This is a genomic window from Rothia sp. 27098_8_29 (genome assembly GCF_041432785.1).
Classification (GTDB): Bacteria; Actinomycetota; Actinomycetes; order Actinomycetales; family Micrococcaceae; genus Rothia; species Rothia mucilaginosa.
Map to the genome: position 1 here is coordinate 91,945 of NZ_JAPWAI010000001.1, position 22,667 is coordinate 114,611.

Consider the following 22,667-nt stretch of genomic DNA (forward strand, 5'->3'; position numbering starts at 1 on the left):
TGTGCTGATGCTGGGCATCCGCCCGGATTGTTTGCGGAGTGAGCCGCGCCTCTGACAGACTGGGAGAGGAGCCGCACCTGCGGTACCGCACACAGATAGTATCCCGCCGCGGGGCGGGGGAGGGGAGCGCATCGTGCGCCTGGGAGTTCTGGATGTCGGGTCGAATACGGTCCACCTGCTGCTGATTGACGGTAGCCCTGGAGCGCGCCCCGAACCGTACGCATCGCATAAGATTCCGCTGCAGCTCGTGCAGTACCTCGACGCTGAGGGCAATATCTCGCAGGAGGGTGCGGACGCGCTGACCCGCTTCGTGACGAGCGCCCGCGACTTCGCGATTGAGAATGAGGCGGAGGACCTGCTGGCGTTCTCCACGAGCGCTATCCGCGAGGCGGGTAACGGCCCGGCGGTGTTGCAACAGGTGCGTGAGCAGACCGGTGTGAGCCTGAACGGTATTTCGGGCGACCAGGAGGCGGCAATTACGTACTTTGCGGTGCGCCGCTGGCAGGGTTGGGGCGCGGGCCGCATCCTTGATTTTGATATTGGTGGCGGTTCGTTTGAGTTTTCGACGGGTACGAATGCGTTGCCGGATGCGGCGATGAGTGTGCCGTTGGGCGCGGGCCGCCTGACTCGTGAGTTCTTTGATGAGCAGCCGCCGAAGCCGAAGCAGGTGAAGCGTCTGCGTAAGTATGTGCGTGAGCAGATCGCCCCGGTGGCGGAGAACCTGCTGAAGTATGGTGCGCCGGATATGACGGTGGGTACGTCGAAGACGTTCCGTTCATTGGCGCGTATTTGTGGTGCGGCGCCGTATTCGGCGGGCCCGCACGTGAAGCGTGAGATGCACCTGCAGGATTTGCGCCTGTGGACTCGTCGCATGGAGGCGATGACGGTGTCTGAGCGTAGCGATCTGCCGGGTGTTTCGAAGGCGCGTGCGGAGCAGATGCTGGCGGGTGCTATTGCGGCGGAGGCTGCGATGGAGGCGTTTGGTGTTGAGACGATGCGTGTGTGCCCGTGGGCGCTGCGTGAGGGCCTGATCCTGAAGCGTATTGAGCATTTGGCGGAGGGTACGGGTACTCCGGTCAACCCGAAGACCCTCCTGGGTGATTAACTGGTGCGTAACGTGGCCGAATAGCCGTAGTGAACCCCGCAGGCTGGTGCGTAACGGGCACCGGCCTGCGGGGGTCACCGCTTTTCTTGTATATAACCCACCGACAAAGACGTAGGAAAGGAACAATCACCGATGAAAATCCAAGACGTTATTGACGAGGTCAACAACACCTGGGGCGAAGAACACGAAGAAAAACGAAAAAAGATATTTCGGGAAAATATTTTTTGGAAACCCGTGGAAGCGTTTTTTATAGTTTCTGGACTTTATTTTTGCACTACATTTTTTGCATGGTTTTCTCTTATTACTGCCCCCAGTGAAATGAATGACGGGGCGATTTTCTATTTAAAATTAGTATTTAATATTCCTTATTATTTATTTGATATACGCTTAGGAATCATCGTTTCCTTAGCGAGCCTCCTTTTGAGTCTTTATGTTAGTGTTGGTAAATTTGCAGATGGTGTAGAAGGTGCCGTTGGTGACGCTCGTCGCGCAGCATATCGCCATTTTGCTAAATATGTAAGTCGCATTATATTTGCAATCTTTATTCTAAATTTTTGGCATGCTTTACTTTCGGTGTATTTTCAGAGTCCCCATTATGCTCCTGAATTTCTAGGGGGTATGCGTGTAAGCCCTGACTGGGGAAATCTTGTTGTTCCTGAGAGTATGAGCCTTTCTCGATATAGTGAAATTCCATTGTGGAGTTTATTGTTCTTTGCATGGTTTACTCTAGCATCTTCCCGTATGTTAACTTATAGTGAAAAAGATATATTGGTTAAAAAAATATATTTGTTGAGAAGGATTAATAATGTTAGCGGGGGCAAAGATTTGCTAGCTCGCCATGTATATGAAGTTGCGGCTGATGAAATTAATTCTAAAGGAACCGTTCCTGCTTTGTCTAGCAGTAGAAAAAATAGGGGGCAAGAGGGGTATGCCAATCTCTTCTATTGGGACTATGGATATTCGGGCTTTAGATATAAATATGAGCGTCGATGGGAATGTGTTTTATATGGGGCGCAGTTTCTGACGATTCCTGCATTCTTATTTTTAGTTGAATACTATATTGGATATGTTGTAATTGGGGTTATGTTGTTCCTCTGGGAGGTTGCAATATTTTGTGTCTCTGAGAATTGTCTGCATGGTGCAGTTTATCAATTTAATAAGAATTTTGAAAGTAAATATGGTAAATTCATTGAATTCTGGAGATTTTATTCATCAAGGGTTTTGTTTGAAGCCCTTCGGGTGATGCTTTTGCTAGCTATTTTAATTGCGATCTTGATTGCAAATACTCAGTATTTTGTGCAATCTACGCTGCTTATTGTTGTTTTTTATGCTTGTCGGTGGAAGAATTTTAAAAAGATTAAGTATGGTTTTTATTGTCGTCTTAAGCAGGATACTAGGGCTCTGCTATCAGAGGGGGCATTATCTTTAATTGACGAATTTCAAAAATTTCCCAAAAGGAGAGAATGCGATAAGTCTGAGATTGTAAATAAAACTTCTCGGGAGGGGTATAGGTTAAAAAAGCATCGCGTGTTTAGTGTTCGACTTGAAAAATTCCATATATTGATGGGGAAAATCTATTTATGGATGAAGGTGGCTGCAGGGTTTTTTATTCTTGATGAGAAAAAGCATGAGGAATATGCTGAATATATGTTGCTTGCATATGTTTATTGTTTAATGATTAGGGTAAATGAATCTTATATTGAATATGAACTGGAAAGTGGTGGAAATAAAGGTGGGCGGGGCTCTATTGTTACAAATAATTTGATTCGCTATAAATATTCCAGACCTGCTACCCATAGGTCTCTTCGCCGTAAGTAGCCTCCAGTCTCGGCGAGGGTAAGCGCTGAGAAGCCACATGTGTTTCGAACAGCCACGTGATACGTGGCTTCTCGAAACATATGTGGCTTTTCGCTATGAGGGAGCTGTACCCCCCCCGCAGAATTTGTGCCATGGTTTAGCTTTTTCGGTAATGGGTTAGTGACTTCGGGCTGGGGTTTTAACCATTACCAAAGACGCTAAGTCATGACTGAAATTGCTAAGTCATTACCAAATTTCCGCCCCGCGCCGAGCAACCCAAACGAAACAGAGTGGCCCCGGACATGCACGCATCCGGGGCTGCTTCTTTCGCTTTTTTGACGAATTCTCTATTATCATTTTGATATAATTATAGGAGATGTAATTAATAGTCAGAAGGACTGGGGTATCTTGATATATTGCAGAATTTTTTCATATTAAAATTTAGTGACGCAACAAGAGAAGTGACTCTATGAGAGGCTATTGGAGGTATCGATGACTTTTCTAAACTATAACAAAGACGAAAAGTTAGAATTTAACTATAAGAGGGCATGCGGTCTGTGGCTAATTGTGGTAGCGGCAGTTATAGCAATAGCCACCATGACTGGAGGAAAACAAATAATAAATATGCAAGTATTCAGCACTGGGTACATCGTCAGCTTTTTGCTAATCAACATGAATAAAAAGGTGCTGAATAGCCTGTCTGATGGGCCTTCGAGTGAATTTCAAAAGAAAGTATCTTCACGTGCCGTTATTCTATTGTTTGTCTTAATGGTTTTGCTGGGCGGCCCATTCTTCGCAACTGAAAATTGGAGACTGATTTGGCTAGGGGCACTGATGGCAACCGCGCTGCATTTCTTCCCATACTATTATGTGCATGGAAAGTCAATGATATACCTGGGTCTCGCCTGTGCCATTAACGTGTTTGCGGGATATATTTTTACCAACATTCCGTTAGAGGTAATTGCGTATATCGACGCGGCAATTAAGCTCGTCTTCGGAATTTATCTGCTATTCCTTTCAAAGCCGTCAAAGCAAATTTAAGACAGTTCTTCGGCACCGCAAAACAGAACGGCCCCGGACGCACACACGCATCCGGGGCCGCCCCCTTACTTCTGAAAGCTACTTCTTAGAGCCGAACACTCGCGTCCACGCCCAGCGGGTCAGCACCGCCGTACCCACCGCAACCGCCATCGGCAGCCACGCACTCGCACCCTGACCCGTAAAACCAATCAACAACGTCAACGCAGATAACGGCGCATTCATCGACACACCCAAAAACGCCGCCGTACCCGTCAACGCCGCAGCATACAACACCATCGACGCGCCACCCGGCACCCCGCCCAAACCCGGGAACGCCCACAGCACCAGCGCCGCCACACAAAACGCAGCCGCCGCACCCAACGCCAAACCCGGCGTCAACGTACCGCCATAAGAACCAAAACGCAGACTCAACACCACCACCGCAGCCTTCGCCACGCACAACGCCAACACATACACTGCCGCCGCCGCAGTCAAACCGCCCGCCGCCGCATCCAACGACACATTAAACGTGTGCTGAGTCAGCAGACGACCATTACCCAGAATCTCCGGAAGCCACAGCGAAACCACCGCGACCAGCGCAAACGCCACAGGAATACGCCACAGAAGAGAACGATCCTTCGCCTTCAACTTCTCCGCACGCTGCGACAACGCCCTAAAACCCAACGCCAACGGAGTCAACACCACACCCGTCAGCGCCGCCACCGTCAGCGTCGTCGCATCCAACGGAAGCTGCGGCACCGGGTACGTCGGCTCATTGACAATCACCAGATTCGCCGTGACCGTCGCCGTCCACACCGTCACCGCACCCACATACAGCGACCGCAGGCTCAAACCAACAGCCATCGCCTCCACAAGGTACACCACGCCACCAATCGGCACCTGATACACCGCCGCCAAACCAGACGCCGCACCCGCCGCCACCAGCAGACTACGCTCACGAACACCCAACAGCGGGGCACCATCAGCGCCCACAAAACCAAGACGCACCAGCAGATTCGAGGTACGGCCAGCAGCCAAAGCACCCAGCTCACGAGGCGCGACCTCCTTACCCACAGGAGAGCCCGCACCCACAGCAACAATCTGAATCAGCGAATGCGAAATCTGCCGCCACAGCGACGGGGTACGGTCCTCCTCGGTAGCACCGGCAATCTGCGACTTCACGCCGACCACACGCCGCCCACCGGACTGCAGGTAATACCAGACCAACGCCACAAACGGGCCTAGTGCCGCTAAAACCAGGGCACGACGCGCCGGATCGGCACCCTCAGTCACCATCGGGTGATGCCCCTCAGCCTGACCGAAAGTTAGCTCCTGCATAAAGTCCAGAACATAATGCAGAGCAATCGCACCCAAGCCGCTGAACACGCCCGTGACCAGTGCGGCAAGAGTCAGCCCCAGCAGGAGGCGAAACGAAAAAGAACGGAAACCCGCAGAATTCTGCGGGCTATTCGGGGAAGAATTCGAGGAAGAACCAGTATGAGAAGACATAGAAAAAGAGGTTTGTGTGTTGCGTGCTGTGTGGTGTTGGAGGCTTCATGCCCGGCACAAACTGCCGCGGGTGATGCTGTTCTCATTCTACGCCCGCAGAATTACGCCCTCCCCGGCATGCCAGAACGTGAGAAGCGGAGCCCCGCGCATTGGGTCGCGGAGCATGAGGTGAAGCCGCCGCCCCAGAAAACGCGGAAGAAACACGAGCCAGGTCACATGCCCGTAGCCGCACCCGCTATGCTGGAAGGGTACGCCTCCACGCGCCCGCCGCGCACCGAACAGTAGCCCCCGGAACACACCGGCGGCACGCCTGCCGGCACCCGGCGCAGGCATCCCATTAGGAAGGATCAACGATGACCGCAACTATTGCTTTTCTCGGCACCGGCTCCATGAACGGCTCCATCGCCGCAGGTCTGCTCGCTGCAGGCCACGACCCCGCCCACATCCGCGCTACCGTGCGTAGCGAAGAATCTCGTGCCGCCCTCGCCCAGCGCCTCGGCGACAAGGTAGAAATCATCACCACCGGCGGCGAAGCTGACGGCAACCACAAGGCAACCGCCCACGCAGACGTCGTGCTGCTCGGCGTGAAGCCCTACGGTATCGTTGAGCTAGCCCGCGATATCGCACCCGCTCTCGCGCCGAATGCTGTTGTGGTGTCCGTTGCTGCTGGCGTGACTCTCGAAACCCTCGCCGAGTGCCTTCCCGCAGGTCAGCCCATTGTTCGCTGCATGCCGAACACCCCCTCCTCCGTGGGCAAGGGCGTGCTCGCCATCTCCACCACCGACACCGTGAAGGACGAGCAGAAGAAGCTCGTCGAAGAGGTCCTGGGCACCGTTGGCTTGGTCGTTGAGGTCCGTGAAGACCAGATGGATGCGGTCACCGCCGTCTCCGGTTCCGGCCCGGCATACGCGTTCCTGCTTGCGGAGGCGATGGCAACCGCCGGTGAGAAGCTCGGCCTGGACGCAGACACCGCCCTCAAGCTTGCCAGCGCAACCGTTGCCGGTGCGGGTTTTCTGCTCGACACCAACCCGGATGCACCCGCCCTGCGCCGCGCCGTGACCAGCCCGAACGGCACCACCGAGCGTGCACTGAACACCTTCGTGGACGGTGGCCTCTTCCAGCTGACCGAGGACGCGATGCGCGCCTGTGCGGCACGTTCGGCGGAAATGAGCCAGCTGTACACCGCTGACGAGGACTAATCAGTGGGGACTAACCAGCGGAGACTATTACCGTCCGGTAGCATCCCCCCTGACTAGGTGAAACTACAGAAAAACAGCCTCCTCCCGGCAGAACGGGAAGAGGCTGTTTTTGCTATGTCTAATCGCGGGCTACTCAAACGTGGGCTGCTCAACTGCGGGCTCCTCAAAACCAGCAGAGCTGGGGAAGATAACCGCCGCAGCGAGGAAAAATGCGCTTAGGGCCGCGCCGCGAAACGCTCAATCAGGTCCACCTGACCGGACACAATCAGAATGTCACGCGAATGAATGCGGGTGGTTGCATCCGCGTAGGTGAAGTCCTCACCGGGGGACTTAATGCCGACCACGGACACGCCGTACTTGGAGCGGATATCCGATTCAGCAAGGGTGAAGCCGTGGGTTTCCTTCGGCGGGCGCATCTTCGCAATCGCGAAGTCGTCATCAAACTCAATGTAGTCCAGCAGTCGACCCGAGACGAGGTGCGCGGCGCGGCGGCCGGCGTCCGCCTCCGGGTAGACCACGTGGTGCGCGCCAATACGCTCCAGAATCTTGCCGTGCGCGGGGGTAATAGCCTTCGCCCAAATACGCTCCACACCAATGTCCACGAGGTTCGCGGTAATTAGCACGGATGCCTCCACGGAGGTGCCCACACCCACCACGGCGGAGCCGAAATCGTCCGCACCCAACTGGTGCAGGGTGTCGATATCGGTCGCGTCGGCGGAGACCACGTGCGTCAGCACGCCGGACCACTTCTGCACTAGCTCGGGGTCCTTCTCAATAGCAAGGACCTCCTTGTTCTGCAGGCGCAGCTGGGCCGCCACCGCGGAGCCGAAGCGCCCCAGACCAATCACGAGGACAGGGGCGTTATGTGCACTAGCCAATGGTGGGCCTTTCTTCGGGGAACTTGTAGAGGCGGCGGCGTGAACGCAGCGCCAGGCCGGTCGCGGCGGTTGTGGTGCCCACACGGCCAATGAGCATCAGGCCGCTGAGCACGTAGATACCGGCCGGTGGCAGGCTGGAGGAGAGACCATTCGAGAGGCCGCAGGTCGCGAAGGCGGAGATGACCTCGAAAATGACTTCCTTGAGGTCCGCGCCGCTAATAATCAGAATCGACGCGGCGCCGACACCTACCACGGTAGCACCCATAACAATCACGGAGATAGCAATACGCAGGGAGGACTCGGGGATGGTGCGGTTGAACGCGACAACCTTCTGATCGCCTCGCGCCTCAGCAAGGATAGACAGGGCAATCACGGCGATGGTCGTGACCTTCACGCCACCCGCGGTCGAGCCGGAGCCACCGCCAATGAACATGAGCATGTCCGTCAGGAGCGTGGAGACGGGGGTAATGCTGCTAATGTCGACCAGATTGAAGCCGCCCGAACGCATCATTACAGAAGCAAAAATGGCGTTCAGAACCTTGTCACCTGCGGAGTAGTCGCCGATGGTGGCCGGGTTGTTCCACTCGAAGAGACCCCAGAAGAACGCGCCAAAAGCAAAGAAAAACAGGGTCGTCACGGTGGTCAGCTTCGCGGTGAGCGACCAGTGGCGGGGGCGGAAAGGATGATGCTGAATCGCAATGAAAACAGGGAAACCGAGCGAGCCCAAGAACACGGCAATGCAGATGGGCACGAGCAGGAAAAGGTCATGACCGTAAGGCACGATGCCGTCGGAATGCGGGGTGAAGCCTGCATTGTTGAAGGCTGAGATGGAGTAGAAAATGCTGTGCCAGATCGCCTGGAACGGGTCTTCGCCGAGGGTCAGGAAACGAGGAATCAGCACAAGCGCAATGATTGCCTCGATGGAGAATGAAGCATAGGAGACGCTCTTGATGATGCCACCGACCTCGCCAAGACGGCTGATGTTCAGGTCTTCCTGTGCGATGAGCTTGGTGCGCAGACCCATCTTACGGCCGATAGCCAGCGCCAGCAGGGAGGTAATGGTCAGAGTACCCAAACCACCGACCTGACAAGCCACAAGAATCATTGCCTGACCGAAGGTGGACCACTGCTCGGCGGTGGAGACGGTAGTCAGGCCGGTCACGGTCACCGCGCTGGTAGAGGTAAAAAATGCGTGGTGGAAAGGCGCGGGCTGCCCATCATTGGAGGAGATGGGTAGTAGCAAGGTGAGCGTAAAGAAGATGATGACCAGCAGAAACGCAGTGATTGCGGTGCGCGAAGGCGAGGCAAGAACGGTCACGTCAATAAAGTCACGGAACCGTTCGAGGGTCTGCAGATTGAACCCCATGGGGGCGCGCTTACGCTGAACCTCGGAGGTTTCGCTCACGTGGTCGCGTAGGGCGAGCAGACGATCGAGGTCAATACCGGGCACGCTCGTGAGGATGCTAAGGTTTTCGGCCTCGAGGCGGTCGCGTCGGCTACGGTGAACCTGCTGCTTTTGAGGCACGGATGTGGTGCCGCTGAGGGTGTCCCAGCGGCGGTTGAGCTGGCCCTGGGGGTGGTGGTGTCGGCGCCGGGTGCGGCGGAGTATGCGTCCCATGCGCCTCCTTCAGCGGGTGTCTGGGTGTTGGTGTGTTGGGCGGCGGATTTGTGCCTGTTTTGACGCCTTCTAGTGTATCGCGCCGGGTGCTTTGAAAGGGGGTAGTGTGTTGATAGCTGGACGCTCAATATGTGAGTTTGGCAAAGGCGTAGGGGCGGTTTTCTGTACGAGGCGCGGAAGAGTGTATATGCTCTTTGCGGTATATATACTGTGGTGGGTTGAAATATCAGCATATGCCCAAGAAGAGATACAGATATGTACCCTTACAATGTGACGGACACTTCATGCTTGTATCCCCTTCAATCCTGCATTTTGAGCTAGTGCTCAGGCTTCTTTCAGAATTTTTGAAGGTAATTTCTGCATCACCCTCATTCTAAGCTTGAGGCGCCACTTTATATGTCATAATCGCTATATGCATTCTGATGTTTTTTCTGTCATCGCGGATCCGACTCGCCGCCGAATTGTGCGTATTCTCGCTGAGCAAACCCACACGGTGGGTGCTGTGGTTGAAAAGCTGGGCATGAGCCAGCCGACCATTTCGAAGCACCTGAAAGTCCTTCGTGATGCAGATGTGGTCTCCGTGACCGTGGAGGGGCAGCGTCGCCTCTACTCCCTGAACCCGGATGTATTCGCCACCGTGACCGAGTGGATCAACGAGACCGTTCAGATTGCACGTCAGTCCAGCGAAGCGCACGTGCCCGTGGCACTGCCCGGTGGTGCTACCGCTCCCGCTGAGAATAAGGCAGCGGATAAGGCTCCCGAGAAGGTTGCTGTGAAGACCGCTGAGGTTGCAGAAAAGCCGGAGGTCGCGGCATCTGAGAAGCCCGCCGAAAAGGTTGTTACCGAGAAGACTGCAGCTGAGAAGCCCGCCGCTGAGACCGAGAAGAAGGTTGCGGAGCCCTCTTCTGCCGAGGCGACCGGCTCTGAGACTCCCATTGTTGAGGCTCCTTCCGCTGAGGAAATCGAGCAGGCACGCATTCAGCGTGCCCGCGCCCAGTACCTGACCCCGAGCGCACGTATTTACTCACGCCCGGCGGAGCAGGCTGCTGAAAGTGCCGCCTCCGAATCGACTGTTGAGAAGACCGCTGCTGAGCCCACCTCGCAGGAAGAGACAGTGGATAGCACCCCGATGCGCCCCTTCACTCCTGCATCGTACGGTTACGATGCTGGGGTGACCCCCGCGGCGTCGGCAACCCCCGCTCAGCCCGCTACCCCGGCGGCATCCGCTGAGGTGAAGCCCGCTGAGACCACCAAGACCACTGAAGCTAAGCCTGCCATAGCGGAAAAGCCGGTGGTAATTGCTCAGCCTGCGGCTGCGGTGTCTTACGGTATTGACCCGGCTGCGGTTGTGGGCGGTTCGATTCAGCCTATTGCTGTGACCCCCGAAGCTCCTGCTGCCGAGGAGCCCGCGGTGGCTGAGAAGACTGTCAACGAACAGCCTGCAGAAAAGGCTGAGGAGAAACCCTCGGTTGAAGAAACCGTAGCTACTGAGAAGCCTGCAGTTGAAGAATCTGCCCCCGAGAAGGCCGCTGTAGAAGAGCCTGACAAGGCTGAAGGCGCGTCTGAGACTTCCTCTGAGGAGACCGAGTATCAGACCATGCCCGCCTACGATTCGGTGTACCGCCCCAGCACTGAGACGACCAGTACCGAGGCGAAGGACACCCACCGCGGTGGTCTCTTCGGCTTCCTGCGTGGCCGCCGCCGCTAAGGCGCGCCCCGGCTCTCTGCCGTTCAACCTCCGGCACAACTCTGTATAAACACGCACTCTCACTCACTTTTTGACCGAAAGACGCATTCACGTGGCTATTCATCGTAAAATTCTGCGCTGGCTCGAGAACGAACTGTTCGAGGGCAATATTCAGCTGGGTCAGGACCTGCCCAGCGATAGCGAGATTGCACGCGCTATTGGTGTGGGTCGTTCCCGCACTCGCGAGGCTCTGCGCACCCTGGAAGATATGGATCTGGTGCAGCTGTACAACGGCCGCGGCAAGGAAATGCTGGTACACCTGAGTGATGAGCCTGCTTCCGCCGCGAGTGCCGCTCTGCGCCTGCACATGTCCAGTTCGCGTTACCCGACTCGTGACCTGGTGCAGACCCGTATTTTGCTGGAAAGCTGGGCGATTGCGCGTATTGACCCGAAGACCGTCTCCTTCGCGGAGATGGACGAGGTCCTGGAGCAGATGGAAGATTTCGACCTGTCGATTCGTGACTTCCTGGAGCTTCTGTTGACGTTCCACCACCAGGTGATGCGTTGCGGTGGTAACGAGCTGCTGGTGGGTCTGCTCGCATCGGTGCGTCAGCCTAGCTTTGAGTCGATGCTGTCGCTGGTGGGCCGTATGCCGCTGTGGAGTAGCGCTGTGGAGCGTCTGCGTGCTGAGAGCCGCGCTATTGCGGAGGCTCTGAAGGCTGGCGACGCTGCGACTGCGCGTGCCATGGTGATTGGTCAGCTGCGCGGCATGTATTCCGATGCCGGTATTGACCTGGAGCAGGAGGCGACCTCGGCGAATGGCCTGCCGGGCGAGCCGATTGCCTCTGAATTTGCGCCGGTTGATGTGGATGAGTTCGCCGCTGATGACTTTGACGATTTGCTGCAGGATGACCCGTCCTTCGCTGATGCGGAGGCTCTGCCCGTCGCAGATGCACCCGTTGCGGCACCCGCTTCTGTGGAGCCTGCGGCTGAGCCTGTTCAGGTTTCTGCTCCGTCTTCTGTCGTGGAGTACACGGTGCCTGAGGGCGATATTGTCTACATTGAGGAGACTGCTGCTGAGACTCCTGTGGAGCGGGTTGATGAGCCTGCTGAGGTTCTTTCTAGCTCTAACGCTTCTGGCTCTGACAAGGTAGAACGTTCCATTCCCGCTGTTGTTCAGCCCGCACCTGCTGCAGCTCCTGCTGCTCCCGCGCAGCCTGCCACTCATTCGGTGAGCGCGGATGTGCCGCTGAGCTTCGGCACCCCGCGCCGCAGCACCCCGGTAGCGCAGGTAACCCCCGCGGCTTCTGCGGCTCCGGTGTCTGGTGCCCAGGCGCCCGCCTCCCAGACTCTCAATTTGCAGACTCTCAACTCCCAGACTCCCAGCGGTCAGCTGCCGAGCGTCCCTGACGCTTACGCGCAGGAAGAGGCAGAGGGTCCCGCAAAGGTTCTGCGTGCTTCTACGGCGGCTCCGCGTCGTCGTAGCGGTCAGATTATTTCTCCGGTGCGTGCGACCATCATTAAGCCGGTGGATCGCAGTAAGGTGCTGACTGCGCCTGCTCGTACGGCGCGTCCTGCGGCTGTTGTGACTGCCGCGGCGCCTGCGGAGTCTGAGTCGGCTGAGAAGGTTCTGCGTGCCCCTGCGCGCCAGGAAGCGCCCGCTACTGAGCCTGCTGAGCCTACCCGTCTTGAAGCGGCTGCGACCATTCACGATACCTACGAGAAGCTTCCGCATGATGAGCCGGTGCAGGAGCGTGGCGGCATCTTCTCGAAGATGAAGCGTTTCTTTGGCGTGGATGTGTACGAGCCTGAGCATGACGAAGCGCAGGAGAGCGCTGAGAAGGATCAGGCAGTGAAGGAGCAGGTTCTGAAGGCTGAAACGAAGTCCGAGCCCCAGCATGAGCTCCAGCCTGAGCCCCAGCCCGTCATTGATCAGGAGGCGCTGGCTCGTGCCGAGGCTGAGCGTGCTGAGCGTTTGAAGGCGTTGCACGCGGCGGCTGAAGAAGAGGCAGCTGAGGAAAGCGCCGTTGAAGAGGTTTCGGTGGAAGAGCCGGTTGAAGAACCCGCTGAGCCTTCTAACCCCGCGCAGGAATTGGCTGAGGAATCGGTAGAGGCTGCCTCCTCGGCTGAGGAGAGCACTCCTGATGCTGCTGTAGCTTCTTCCGGCTCGGTGCTGTCTCATGGCCGCGCTAAGGGCTCGAAGAAGTCGAAGAAGAAGCGCCGTTAGGGCTACCGAATCCCCGTTTTCGCCCCGAGATATCCTCGATATACCCGCGGGAAAAGCGGAAATTCAGGGAAAAACTCCTGAAAAGCCGCTCTCGAATGGTGAAAATGGGGGTAAACCTAGTACTCTAGGTAGGTAGCGCTCTAAAACGCAAGGGTATTTCTGTGCCTAAAATGCGTTTTGGATCGGTTATACCGGTATAAATATCCCCGGGTAGCTACCGAGTCGAATGCCTCGGCCGGGTACGAGTAAAGTGAGGAAATCCTATGGGTTCCGTTATCAAGAAGCGCCGCAAGCGTATGTCCAAGAAGAAGCACCGCAAGCTGCTTCGTAAGACCCGCCACCAGCGCCGCAACAAGAAGTAAATAGACTTCTTTCGCCCCGCCCTCCGTATGGAGAGGCGGGGTTTTTGCGTTCCTGCAGTTTTGCGGGCTGGGTTTTGTACGCCGGGTTTTGTATTTGTAGAGGGTATGTGCGGGTCACCTGTTTGGGGTGCGGCGCGCTATCTGAGAGACTGGGATTATGACTGAAACTTCCACCATTAAAGTTCACCTCATGCGTCACGGCGAGGTGCACAACCCCGAGCGCATTGTGTACGGCCGTCTGCCCGGCTACCGTCTGTCCGATAAGGGCCAGCAGATGGTGCGTCTGAGCGCCGAGGAGTTCGCGGCTCGTGCTGAGCGAGGCGCCCGTTTCGTACACCTGGTCTGCTCGCCGCTGCAGCGTACCCGTGAGTCTGCCGCCCCGGTTGAGGAGCTGCTGGGTCTGACCGCGCAGCCGGATGAGCGCGTCATTGAGGCGGATAACTACTTTGAGGGTCTGCACGTGAACGCGCAGGAGCTGCTGAGGAACCCGCGTCACTGGACGAAGCTGTACAACCCGGCGCGCCCCTCCTGGGGTGAGTCGTACCTGGATCAGATTCGCCGTATGGCGGCGGCGGTTCAGGATGCGGCGCGTACCGCCTACGAGCGCGGCGGCGAGGGTGCGGAGGCGATTATTGTGTCGCACCAGCTGCCGATTTGGATTACTCGCCTGGGCGTTGAGGGTCGCATGCTGCAGCATGACCCGCGTGCCCGTGAGTGCAACCTGGCGTCGATTACGACTCTGGCGTTTAGCACCACTGATTTTGAGCATGAGATGCCGCATTTTGTGGGGTATTCGGAGCCTGCTGCGCCGCTGTACGGTGGTGTGATTCAGCTGCCCGGTAGCTAAAATTCGGTTGCTATTTTCTGCGGCTTTTTGAGCATAGTAAGAGGCTGTGAGCCCATCCGTTACGGATGCGCTCACAGCCTCTTTCTGTAAATCTTGAGGGGCGCACGAGCCTAGTTACCCTGACTAGTTCTGCCCGCTGCTTTGACCAGGAGTGTTGTCCTCGGGGTCTTGTTTGTTCTGGGATTCTGCTTCGCGGCTGCGGCGTTCGCGTTCTGCTTTTGCCTTGAGCCAGCGCAGGTACTCTTCATCGTCGTCGGGGGAAGACACCGAGGGCGCCGGGGTGCTGCGTCGCTGACCGAAGCCGGGACGAGGAGCGCCCGCTGCGGGCCGTGCCTTGGGGCGGCCCAAAATAAGCCACATGAGCGGGCCCACCACGGGGAAGAGCAGGGTGACGAGAACCCACAGCCACTTGGGCAGGGTTCGCGCCTCGTGTGCGGGGGTGCGGACGGCGTCCAAGAGGGTGTAGAGGGTCAGCCCCACGATGAGGGCGGCACCGCCAATAATCAGCATGGCTCGAATCATAAGCACTACTATGACATACCGCTGCGTTATTGCGGAACTGTGAACCGGGTGCCCGCCAACGGCGTAATGGCGCGGCAATCCGGCGCAGATTCGTACGTCAGCTTAGTAGCCGGTGAACACCTGAACCTCGTGGCTAATAATATCCAGCGAGCCCAGCCACACGGCGAGGGCAAGAATCACGGAGTACACGAGCGCCACAATACCCGCCTGCTTGAGCACGGGAATCAGGTCGCGGCCGCCGCGCGTCCACACGGTCACGCAGGAGTGGATGGTCGGGCCGACCAGCAGGAAAATCAGCAGGAACCAGGGGTTCTCATCGAGCAGGAGTACGCCCAGGCCCAGTGCCAGCGCCATCTCCACGATGTAGGTGATGCGCGACCAGCGTTCGCCCAGGCGGACCGCCATGGTCAGCTTGCCCGCCTCAATGTCGGTGGGAATGTCACGCACGTTATTCGCCATGAGCAGCGCACATGAAATCAGACCAATGCCGATAGCACCAACCCAGCCGAGCAGGGTCAGGGTGTGCGCCTGCGTGTAGAGGGTGCCCAGGGTCGCAACCAGACCAAAGTAGACGAAGACGAATACGTCGCCCAGGCCCATGTAGCCGTAGGGGTGCTTGCCGCCGGTGTAGCCCCAGGCCGCGAAGACGCTGGAGGCGCCAATCGCCAGGAACCACCACTGGTTCGCCAAAGCAACCAGGGCAAGACCTGCAAGCATCGCTAGACCGAAGCAGGCGAAGGCGGCGAACTTGACGGAGCGGGGGCTTGCCACGCCGGAACCGACGAGGCGTAGCGGACCCACGCGGTCTTCGTCGGTGCCTTTGATGCCGTCGGAGTAGTCGTTGGCGTAGTTCACGCCGACCTGCAGGAAGAACGCGACGAGGAACGCCAAGAACGCGTAGAGCGGCTTGAATTCGTTGACCTCGTAGGCGGCAGCTGAGCCGGCAATAATGGGGGCGACGGCGAGCGGCAGGGTGCGCAGGCGAGCGCCTTCAATCCATTGGGCGGCAGTTGCCACGGGGGTTCCTTCCGGGTCTAAGTGCGTATGATGCGTGGGTTTTGTGATGAGACGGGTTGTGACGGTGACGGTCAGGGCGTGCGGCTACGTGTGCGGGGTGAAAACCCGCGGATGAGCCTGCTTTAGCCCTGACGGTAGTCTCTGTCCAGGATACTGTATATTTCTGCGCGGTCCGGCTTGCCGGTGCTGGTGAGCGGGAAATCCGGCAGGATGCTCAGCTGCTTGGGGGCAGCGGGGGCGCCGAGCTTTTCGGCGCAGCGGGCACGCAGCAGGGCGCTGAGTTCTTCGTTGAGGGCGGGGCGATTCTCGGTAGATGTAGCCGCGGCACCGGCAGAAGGTACGAGCGTGACCGCGGCGGCAATGGCTGTGCCCCAGCGGGCATCGGGTAGGCCGACTACGCAGGCTTCGCGTACGGCGGGGTGCTCTTCGAGTACGGTCGCCACGGCGCGGGCGGAGATTTTTACGCCTCCGCTGATGAGTACGTCGTCGCTACGGCCGAGCACCTGCAGGCGCGGCTCACTACCGTGCGTAGCACTGTCGGGGCCGTTTGCGGGGCTGAGCAAGCCGTAGTCGTCGGTACGGTACCAGCGGGTGCCGTCGGCGGCGGTGAAGAAGTGCTCGGCGGTGCGGGCGGCGTCGCCAATGTAGCCGCTGGCGAGGTGCGCTCCGCTGATCCAAATACGACCCACCTGCACAGACTCTTCATTCGCCGACTTCCCCTCAATATCCGGCACGGCGGGCATACCTTCTTCGGGGACGAGCTCCACCCGCACGCCGGGCAGTACGGAGCCGGAGTAGACGCATCCGCCGGCGGTTTCGGCGCTGCCGTAGGTGGTCACCGTGTTCAGCCCCAGGGCGGTGGCGGCGGCGAGCAGGTCGGCGCTGGCGGGGGCGCCTCCGAGCAGGATTCCGGTGAAGGAGCCGAGCACCTCGTGAATTTCAGCGCCCAGGTGCGGGTTGGCGTCCGCGCTTTCGAGCAGCTTATGGAGCTGGGTGGGTACCAGGGAGATAAACCGGCGTGCCGAGCTCATGCGCTCAACCGCCTGCAGGAACACCTCGGGGCTAAAGTGCACGGGCTCAATGACGGAGCGGGCAATGACCGGGGCGGTACCGGCGAGTACGGAGCGGGCGAGCACCTGCGCACCGGCAATGTAGTGCGCCGGAAGAGCCAGGAGCCACTGCGAGGCAGCATCGGAGTTTGAGCCGAAGAAGCGTTCGGTGGCTACCGTACTGGCGGCAAGAGCTCGGGCGGTCAGCGCGGTGCGTTTGGGGGTTCCGGTGGATCCGGAGGTGCCCACCACCAGAGCGATAAGCTCCGCACCCGCAGCCGCATCGGCATCCGCCGCGTACCCGTCCAGCAGTTGCTCAAAGGCACTCAGCATGGCGTGCGGGTCGGCAGGCTGATCGGCGCGCACCTGTACCGCCTGTGGGTGCAGGGCAGCCTCCTGCGGGGCGGGGGAGGGCACGAGCCCGAGTACGGGGGTGTTAATCATGGCTAAATCCTTAGCGGCTGTTTGTCGCGGCTACGTGCTGTCATGCGCCGGTGTCATATGCCGGTGCGGCATCAAATGCGCCGGAGCCGGATTCTTAGCTGAGGTTCTCAGGGTTGAATCCGGCTCCGAGCCTATGCATCTGAAACTACTTCTGTAGATGGGGCTGTCTCTTAGAAGTAGTAGGGGTAGTTGGACCAGTCCGGGTCACGCTTCTGCAAGAACGCGTCGCGACCCTCCACAGCCTCGTCGGTCATGTACGCCATGCGGGTTGCCTCACCGGCGAAGACCTGCTGGCCGAGCATGCCGTCATCAGGCAGGTTGAAGGCGTACTTGAGCATGCGGATTGCCTGCGGGGACTGGCGGGCAATGTGCGCCGCGTATTCCAGGCCCTTGTTTTCGAGCTCTGCGTGGGGGACTACGTCGTTGACTGCGCCCATTTCGTACATGCGCTGTGCGTCGTATTCCTTGGCGAGGAAGAAGATTTCGCGGGCGAACTTCTGACCCACCTGGCGTGCGAGCAGCGCCGAACCGTAGCCTGCGTCGAAGGAGCCGACGGTTGCGTCGGTCTGCTTGAACTTGCCGTACTCTTCGGAGGCGATGGTCAGGTCAGCAACTACGTGCAGGGAGTGGCCGCCGCCTGCAGCCCAGCCGGAGACGAGGGCGATAACGACCTTGGGCATGGTGCGGATGAGGCGCTGCACTTCCAGGATGTGCAATCGGCCTGCGCGTGCCGGGTCGATGCTTTCTGCGGTGTCGCCGCTGGCGTAGTGGTAGCCGTCGCGGCCGCGGATGCGCTGGTCGCCGCCGGAGCAGAACGCCCAGCCGCCGTCCTTGGCGGAGGGGCCGTTGCCGGTGAGCAGTACGGTACCTACGTCGGAGGTCATGCGGGCGTGGTCGAGGGCGCGGTAGAGTTCGTCCACGGTGTGCGGGCGGAATGCGTTGCGGACCTCGGGGCGGTCGAATGCGATGCGCACGGTGGGCAGATCGCGTAGGATTTCGCCGTTTTCGTTGCGCTCAACCTGGCGGTGGTAGGTGATGTCGGTGAAGTCTTCGAAGCCTTCGACGACGCGCCAGTCGGCGGGGTTGAAGATGTCCGAGACCTTTTCGGGAAGTTGTGCAGTCATAGACCCTATTCTACGTTGCCCGGGCGCTGTCTGAGGCTGTGAACTTGGTTGCCCGGTATAGCGAATCAGGTTGCCTAGCATAGCGAATCAGGTTGCCGAGCATATAGGAAGGCCCGGACCGCGTGTGTGCGGCCCGGGCCCTAGAGATTGGGTAAGGAACCTTACCCAGTCTTGGTTACCTAGGGGCTACTTGACCTTTGCGAGCTCTACCGCGCGGTCGAACTCTTCGTCAATGACCTGGTTCTTCTTGTAGGTGACCAGGGAGACGATGATTGCGACCAGCATTGCCGAAGCGAAGCCGGGAACCATTTCGTAGAGCACGGACTTCATCGGGCTCTGGCCCCATGCAAATGCCACAACGGCACCGGTGATCATGGAGGCGAGTGCACCCTGGGTGGTCAGCTTACGCCAGTAGAGGGAGAGCAGAACGGTCGGGCCGAATGCCGAACCGAAGCCAGCCCAAGCGAATGCGACCAGCTGCAGAATGGAGCTGTTGGGGTTCCATGCCAGGGCACCGGCGACCAGTGCCACGATTGCCACGCCTGCACGGCCGAGCCACAGAGACTTGGACGCGCTGAGCTTCTTCGAGGAGAAGATGCCGTAGAGGTCCTCCACCAGAGCGGAGGAGCACACGATCAGCTGCGAGGAGAGGGTGGACATAATTGCCGCCAGAACCGCAGCCAGAATCAGGCCCGCAACGAGGGGGTGGAACAGAATCTGGGAGAGGTCCAGGAAGACCGACTCAGCGGTTTCGGGGTTGGTGAGGGATGCCTCGGGGTGGCGTGCAAAGTATGCGATACCCATGAACGCGCCGCTCAGTGCACCGAACACGGTCAGGACCATCCAGCTGATGCCGATGCGGCGGCCGGACTTAGCGTCCGCGGGGGTGCGCATTGCCATGAATCGCACGATAATGTGCGGCTGGCCGAAGTAGCCCAGACCCCACGCGAGGGATGAAACGATACCGGCGAAGGTGGTGCCTGCGAAGATGCTCAGCGCGTCGGGGCGTACCTGGCTGATGGACTCAACCACGGGGCCCACGCCGCCGAGGTCAATAATGGTGACGACCGGAACGGCAATGAGTGCTGCGAGCATGAGCAGGCCCTGAACCATGTCGGTGTAGGATGCGCCCATGAAGCCGCCGAAGAAGGTGTAGAACACGGTGATGCCTGCCAGCAGGAGCATACCGGTGTGGTATTCCTGTCCGAAGGAGGACTTGAAGAACAGACCGCCGGACACCATGCCGGAGGAGACGTAGAAGGTGAAGAACACCAGAATCACGACGCCGGAGACGATGCGCAGTACGCGCTTGGTGTCATGGAGGCGGTTGCTCAGGAAGACGGGGACGGTCACGGCGTCGCCTGCTACTTCGGTGTAGCTACGCAGTCGCGGTGCCACGAACTTCCAGTTGCACCATGCGCCGATGGTCAGACCGACGGCGAGCCATGCCTGGGAGAGGCCGCTGAGGTAGACGGCGCCGGGCAGACCCATGAGGAGCCAACCGGACATATCGGAGGCGCCCGCTGAGAGAGCGGCGACGGTGGGGGAGAGCTGTCGCCCGCCCAGCACATAGTCGTCAAGACTGTTGTTTTTGCTATTTGCCCATAGGCCGATTGCGATCATGGCAACAAAATAAATCGCCAGCGCGATGACCTGGTATGTACTCGCGGCCATAATGTTCCTTCTCTCCTGGTGATAGTGTGCGCCTGTGTGTATTTATGCGCTACCCCATAACTTTATGAGTGGCATAGGATACAGTCTAGGCTTTGAGGGGCTGAAAATAAAGTCTATTTGACGTCTAGGAATGAGAAGCTATGGAATAAATATTTATTTTCTGTGTAAATTCCTTGGTCGTACACGTGGGGCAATGTGGGAGCGTGTGCGAAAAAGTGCCCGAAAAACCCCTGAAATTCAGGGTTTCGGGCACTTCGGTGCAAGAGACGCAGTTTAAAAGCAACGTAAACGATCAGAGCTGTATGCATCTAAAACGAATTAAACGAAAAATTTAAAAGCCGTTCGGAGTGTTGAACTGTTACACAACAATGTCACAGAGGCTTAGAGATCCCTCACGACCCACGGCTCAGAAGCCATACGAGCCGGGTCAAAACGCTCCAAAATCGCCGCCGCATTAGGCACCGGAACATCCGCGGAATGGGCGGAGCCATCAGCGTTATACACCGGAATAGACGCGGCAATCCAACCCAGAATCGTCGGAATCTCGACACCCGCCTCACGCAGCTGCGGCAGGGTTACCGCCCCGTCACGCTTCGCCAGGCGCTTACCCTCCTCATTCAGCGCCAGGGGCACATGGGCGTAACGCGGCTGCGCCAAATCCAAAAGCTGCGCCAAATACGACTGGCGAGGCGCCGAAGGGAGCAGGTCATCACCGCGCACAATCTGCTCAACCCCCACAAATGCATCGTCCACCACCGAGGTCAGGTTATAGGCGTAGGTGCCGTCATTGCGCACCAGCACAAAATCATCCACCAGGCCGATGTAGGCGCCGTAAAAATCATCCTGCACCGTGTAGCTCGTGCACTCGGCACGCAGACGCAGAGCCGGTGGACGCTGGATGCGGCGCTCCTCCCGCTGCGCCTCGCTCAGCTCACGGCAGGTACCCGGGTATGCGCCCGGCGCACCGTGCGGGGCGCTCGACGCCTCCTGAATTTCGCGGCGGGTACAGAAGCACTCATAGACGAGGTTTGCCTCGCGCAGCTGCGCAACCGCCTGCTCATAGGCGGCAAGGCGCGTGCTCTGATACAGTACGCCCGCTTCCTTGCCCTCGGTGCTTTCGCTGCCCTCAATATGCTCTGTCGGGGCGCCGGGGCTTGCATCCCAATCCAGACCCAGCGCCGCCAAATCAGCAATCTGACGCTCCGCAGCACCCGGGCGCACGCGGTCCAGATCCTCCACGCGCAGGTAGAAGGGCTTGGTGCCACGGCGAGCCATCGCCCACGCCAAAATAGCGGTACGCAAATTACCCAGATGCAAATCCCCCGAGGGGGAGGGAGCGTAGCGTCCGGTACCGCTGGGGAAAGGCAGGTTTGAAGGGGTGGAAGACGAGGTCGGGGAAGAAGTCATACTCCTATCCTATAGGGCGTGATTTCTGGTTCTTGCTCAGAGCCTAATCAGAGCTGGACTAGCTGGGAGAACGCGCTACCCGACTAATCAATCTGCAGAGGTTGTCAAGCATCACGTGCCACCTGCCCGTAGAGGCGTAATTATGCGGAATGATGCACTTTTATGCCCTTAGTGATGTGCAATAGTGCAAAAATATGTTCTCCAGAAGCCCGAATAGCCCCGCAAGTACCAAAAATTACAGTAGGGTTGTATCTATGGCTCGTACTATTGAACTCGCAGACGGCGTGTACCGTATTGCGACCGACAACTACCGACTGAACACCGGACTGGTCCTCGGACTGGAACGGGCACTTGTCGTGGATACCGGCGCAGGTCCCCGTCAGGCAACCGAAATCTATGATGAGGTTCGCCGTCTCACGCGCCTTCCTATCACCGTCGTAAACACTCATGGACACTATGAGCGTTTCTTCGGTAACGATGTTTTCGCGGCAATGGGTGCCGAAGAATTCTGGGCGCATCCTCGCGCCGCGCGCGCAATTCGTAAATACGGTGAGGCGCAGCGTCCCTACGTCGAGACGCTCGAACCGGAAATGGCGCACCATCAGGGTGCAGCCACCAACATTATTGTCCCCAACCGCCTGGTCGCCAATAGCGGTGACGGTATTACCTTCACCCCCATTGATCTGGGTGAGCGTAGCGCAACCCTCATGTACATGGGTCCCGGCCACACCGATGGTGACATTCTGGTCGGTATTGAAGATGTGCTCTTCATGGGTGGTCTGATTGAAGAGGGTACCGACCCCTACTTCGAGGATTCCTTCCCCGACCGTTGGATTGGCACTCTTGGTGCCGTGCTCGAATTTGACCGTTACCGCGTGTTTGTGCCCGGTAACGGTGAGCCGGTAGACCGCACCTTCGTGGAGCGTGAACGCAACACCATGGTGACCGCTATTGAGTCGATTCGTTCCTCCACCCTGGACCGTGATGACGAGGCGACGACCGCGGCAATGTATAAGCTGCCGTACGCACCGGGTGCTACGCGCTTCCTGCTGGATCGTTTGGCTCAGCTTGAAGGCGCACCGGTGGCGGCGTACCTCGATGCGGAGCATCCGGATACCAGTGGTTTCACGGGTCCGATTACGCTGGGTCAGGCTTCATACTAAAACCCCGTATTCAATATG

The 22,667-nt window shown here is 58.3% G+C and carries 18 protein-coding genes; 9 read left to right on the plus strand and 9 right to left on the minus strand.

Annotation, left to right across the window (positions count from 1 at the left end; genetic code table 11):
* Nucleotides 1-133 precede the first annotated feature (133 nt).
* The 3 genes from O3649_RS00355 to O3649_RS00365 all read left to right on the plus strand — a co-directional run bounded on the left by O3649_RS00355 (nucleotide 134) and on the right by O3649_RS00365 (nucleotide 3,943).
* A complete protein-coding gene (locus tag O3649_RS00355) occupies nucleotides 134-1,105 on the plus strand; it encodes a Ppx/GppA family phosphatase (RefSeq protein WP_371572266.1) in 972 nt (323 codons plus the stop codon).
* Between the two features lie 132 nt (nucleotides 1,106-1,237).
* Nucleotides 1,238-2,923, plus strand: coding sequence for a hypothetical protein (locus tag O3649_RS00360; protein ID WP_371572268.1), 1,686 nt, complete (start codon nucleotides 1,238-1,240; stop codon nucleotides 2,921-2,923).
* A 471-nt stretch (nucleotides 2,924-3,394) separates the two neighbouring features.
* Nucleotides 3,395-3,943: a DUF6609 family protein gene (locus O3649_RS00365; RefSeq protein ID WP_371572270.1), complete on the plus strand. Its 549-nt coding sequence runs from the start codon at nucleotides 3,395-3,397 to the stop codon at nucleotides 3,941-3,943.
* A 78-nt stretch (nucleotides 3,944-4,021) separates the two neighbouring features.
* Here O3649_RS00365 and O3649_RS00370 read toward each other — a convergent pair whose 3' ends face one another.
* The gene (locus O3649_RS00370) at nucleotides 4,022-5,431 is read right to left on the minus strand and encodes a chloride channel protein (RefSeq protein WP_371572272.1); all 1,410 of its coding nucleotides are present in this window, start codon (nucleotides 5,429-5,431) and stop codon (nucleotides 4,022-4,024) included.
* 353 nt (nucleotides 5,432-5,784) lie between these two features.
* On the opposite strand from O3649_RS00370, the gene proC reads away from it, so the two are divergent.
* Complete coding sequence (gene proC / locus O3649_RS00375; protein ID WP_049351893.1) at nucleotides 5,785-6,630, plus strand: pyrroline-5-carboxylate reductase; 846 nt, start codon at nucleotides 5,785-5,787, stop codon at nucleotides 6,628-6,630.
* A gap of 215 nt (nucleotides 6,631-6,845) precedes the next feature.
* Here the strand turns inward: proC and O3649_RS00380 are convergent, their stop codons facing one another.
* Complete coding sequence (locus O3649_RS00380; protein WP_005504725.1) at nucleotides 6,846-7,508, minus strand: TrkA family potassium uptake protein; 663 nt, start codon at nucleotides 7,506-7,508, stop codon at nucleotides 6,846-6,848.
* On the minus strand, nucleotides 7,501-9,126 hold the full coding sequence (locus tag O3649_RS00385) for a TrkH family potassium uptake protein (RefSeq protein ID WP_371572274.1): 1,626 nt from the start codon (nucleotides 9,124-9,126) through the stop codon (nucleotides 7,501-7,503). Before O3649_RS00385 ends, O3649_RS00380 begins: the two co-directional genes overlap by 8 nt.
* A gap of 412 nt (nucleotides 9,127-9,538) precedes the next feature.
* Here O3649_RS00385 and O3649_RS00390 point away from each other — a divergent pair, with 412 nt between their 5' ends.
* The 4 genes from O3649_RS00390 to O3649_RS00405 all read left to right on the plus strand — a co-directional run bounded on the left by O3649_RS00390 (nucleotide 9,539) and on the right by O3649_RS00405 (nucleotide 14,249).
* Nucleotides 9,539-10,834, plus strand: a complete 1,296-nt coding sequence (locus O3649_RS00390) for a metalloregulator ArsR/SmtB family transcription factor (protein WP_371572276.1) — start codon at nucleotides 9,539-9,541, stop codon at nucleotides 10,832-10,834.
* Nucleotides 10,835-10,925: 91 nt separating this feature from the next.
* Complete coding sequence (locus O3649_RS00395) at nucleotides 10,926-13,040, plus strand: FadR/GntR family transcriptional regulator (RefSeq protein WP_371572278.1); 2,115 nt, start codon at nucleotides 10,926-10,928, stop codon at nucleotides 13,038-13,040.
* Nucleotides 13,041-13,303: 263 nt separating this feature from the next.
* Nucleotides 13,304-13,402 (plus strand): 30S ribosomal protein bS22, encoded by a 99-nt coding sequence (locus tag O3649_RS00400; protein WP_005504750.1) that lies wholly within the window; start codon nucleotides 13,304-13,306, stop codon nucleotides 13,400-13,402.
* 157 nt (nucleotides 13,403-13,559) lie between these two features.
* Nucleotides 13,560-14,249 carry a histidine phosphatase family protein gene (locus O3649_RS00405; RefSeq protein WP_070598954.1) on the plus strand — a complete coding sequence of 230 codons (690 nt, stop codon included), beginning with the start codon at nucleotides 13,560-13,562 and terminating at the stop codon, nucleotides 14,247-14,249.
* 123 nt (nucleotides 14,250-14,372) lie between these two features.
* Here O3649_RS00405 and O3649_RS00410 read toward each other — a convergent pair whose 3' ends face one another.
* From O3649_RS00410 to gluQRS, 6 genes are all read right to left on the minus strand, one after another.
* Nucleotides 14,373-14,771: a PLD nuclease N-terminal domain-containing protein gene (locus O3649_RS00410; RefSeq protein WP_371572280.1), complete on the minus strand. Its 399-nt coding sequence runs from the start codon at nucleotides 14,769-14,771 to the stop codon at nucleotides 14,373-14,375.
* Nucleotides 14,772-14,873: 102 nt separating this feature from the next.
* Complete coding sequence (locus tag O3649_RS00415) at nucleotides 14,874-15,788, minus strand: 1,4-dihydroxy-2-naphthoate polyprenyltransferase (RefSeq protein ID WP_315285080.1); 915 nt, start codon at nucleotides 15,786-15,788, stop codon at nucleotides 14,874-14,876.
* Nucleotides 15,789-15,910: 122 nt separating this feature from the next.
* On the minus strand, nucleotides 15,911-17,281 hold the full coding sequence (locus O3649_RS00420) for an AMP-binding protein (RefSeq protein ID WP_371572283.1): 1,371 nt from the start codon (nucleotides 17,279-17,281) through the stop codon (nucleotides 15,911-15,913).
* Between the two features lie 170 nt (nucleotides 17,282-17,451).
* Nucleotides 17,452-18,405 (minus strand): 1,4-dihydroxy-2-naphthoyl-CoA synthase, encoded by a 954-nt coding sequence (locus O3649_RS00425; RefSeq protein WP_070633744.1) that lies wholly within the window; start codon nucleotides 18,403-18,405, stop codon nucleotides 17,452-17,454.
* 186 nt (nucleotides 18,406-18,591) lie between these two features.
* Nucleotides 18,592-20,079, minus strand: a complete 1,488-nt coding sequence (gene putP, locus O3649_RS00430; RefSeq protein ID WP_070633745.1) for a sodium/proline symporter PutP — start codon at nucleotides 20,077-20,079, stop codon at nucleotides 18,592-18,594.
* Between the two features lie 381 nt (nucleotides 20,080-20,460).
* Complete coding sequence (gene gluQRS, locus O3649_RS00435; protein ID WP_294632309.1) at nucleotides 20,461-21,486, minus strand: tRNA glutamyl-Q(34) synthetase GluQRS; 1,026 nt, start codon at nucleotides 21,484-21,486, stop codon at nucleotides 20,461-20,463.
* Between the two features lie 254 nt (nucleotides 21,487-21,740).
* Here gluQRS and O3649_RS00440 point away from each other — a divergent pair, with 254 nt between their 5' ends.
* A complete protein-coding gene (locus tag O3649_RS00440) occupies nucleotides 21,741-22,649 on the plus strand; it encodes an MBL fold metallo-hydrolase (RefSeq protein WP_294632311.1) in 909 nt (302 codons plus the stop codon).
* Nucleotides 22,650-22,667: the final 18 nt, after the last annotated feature.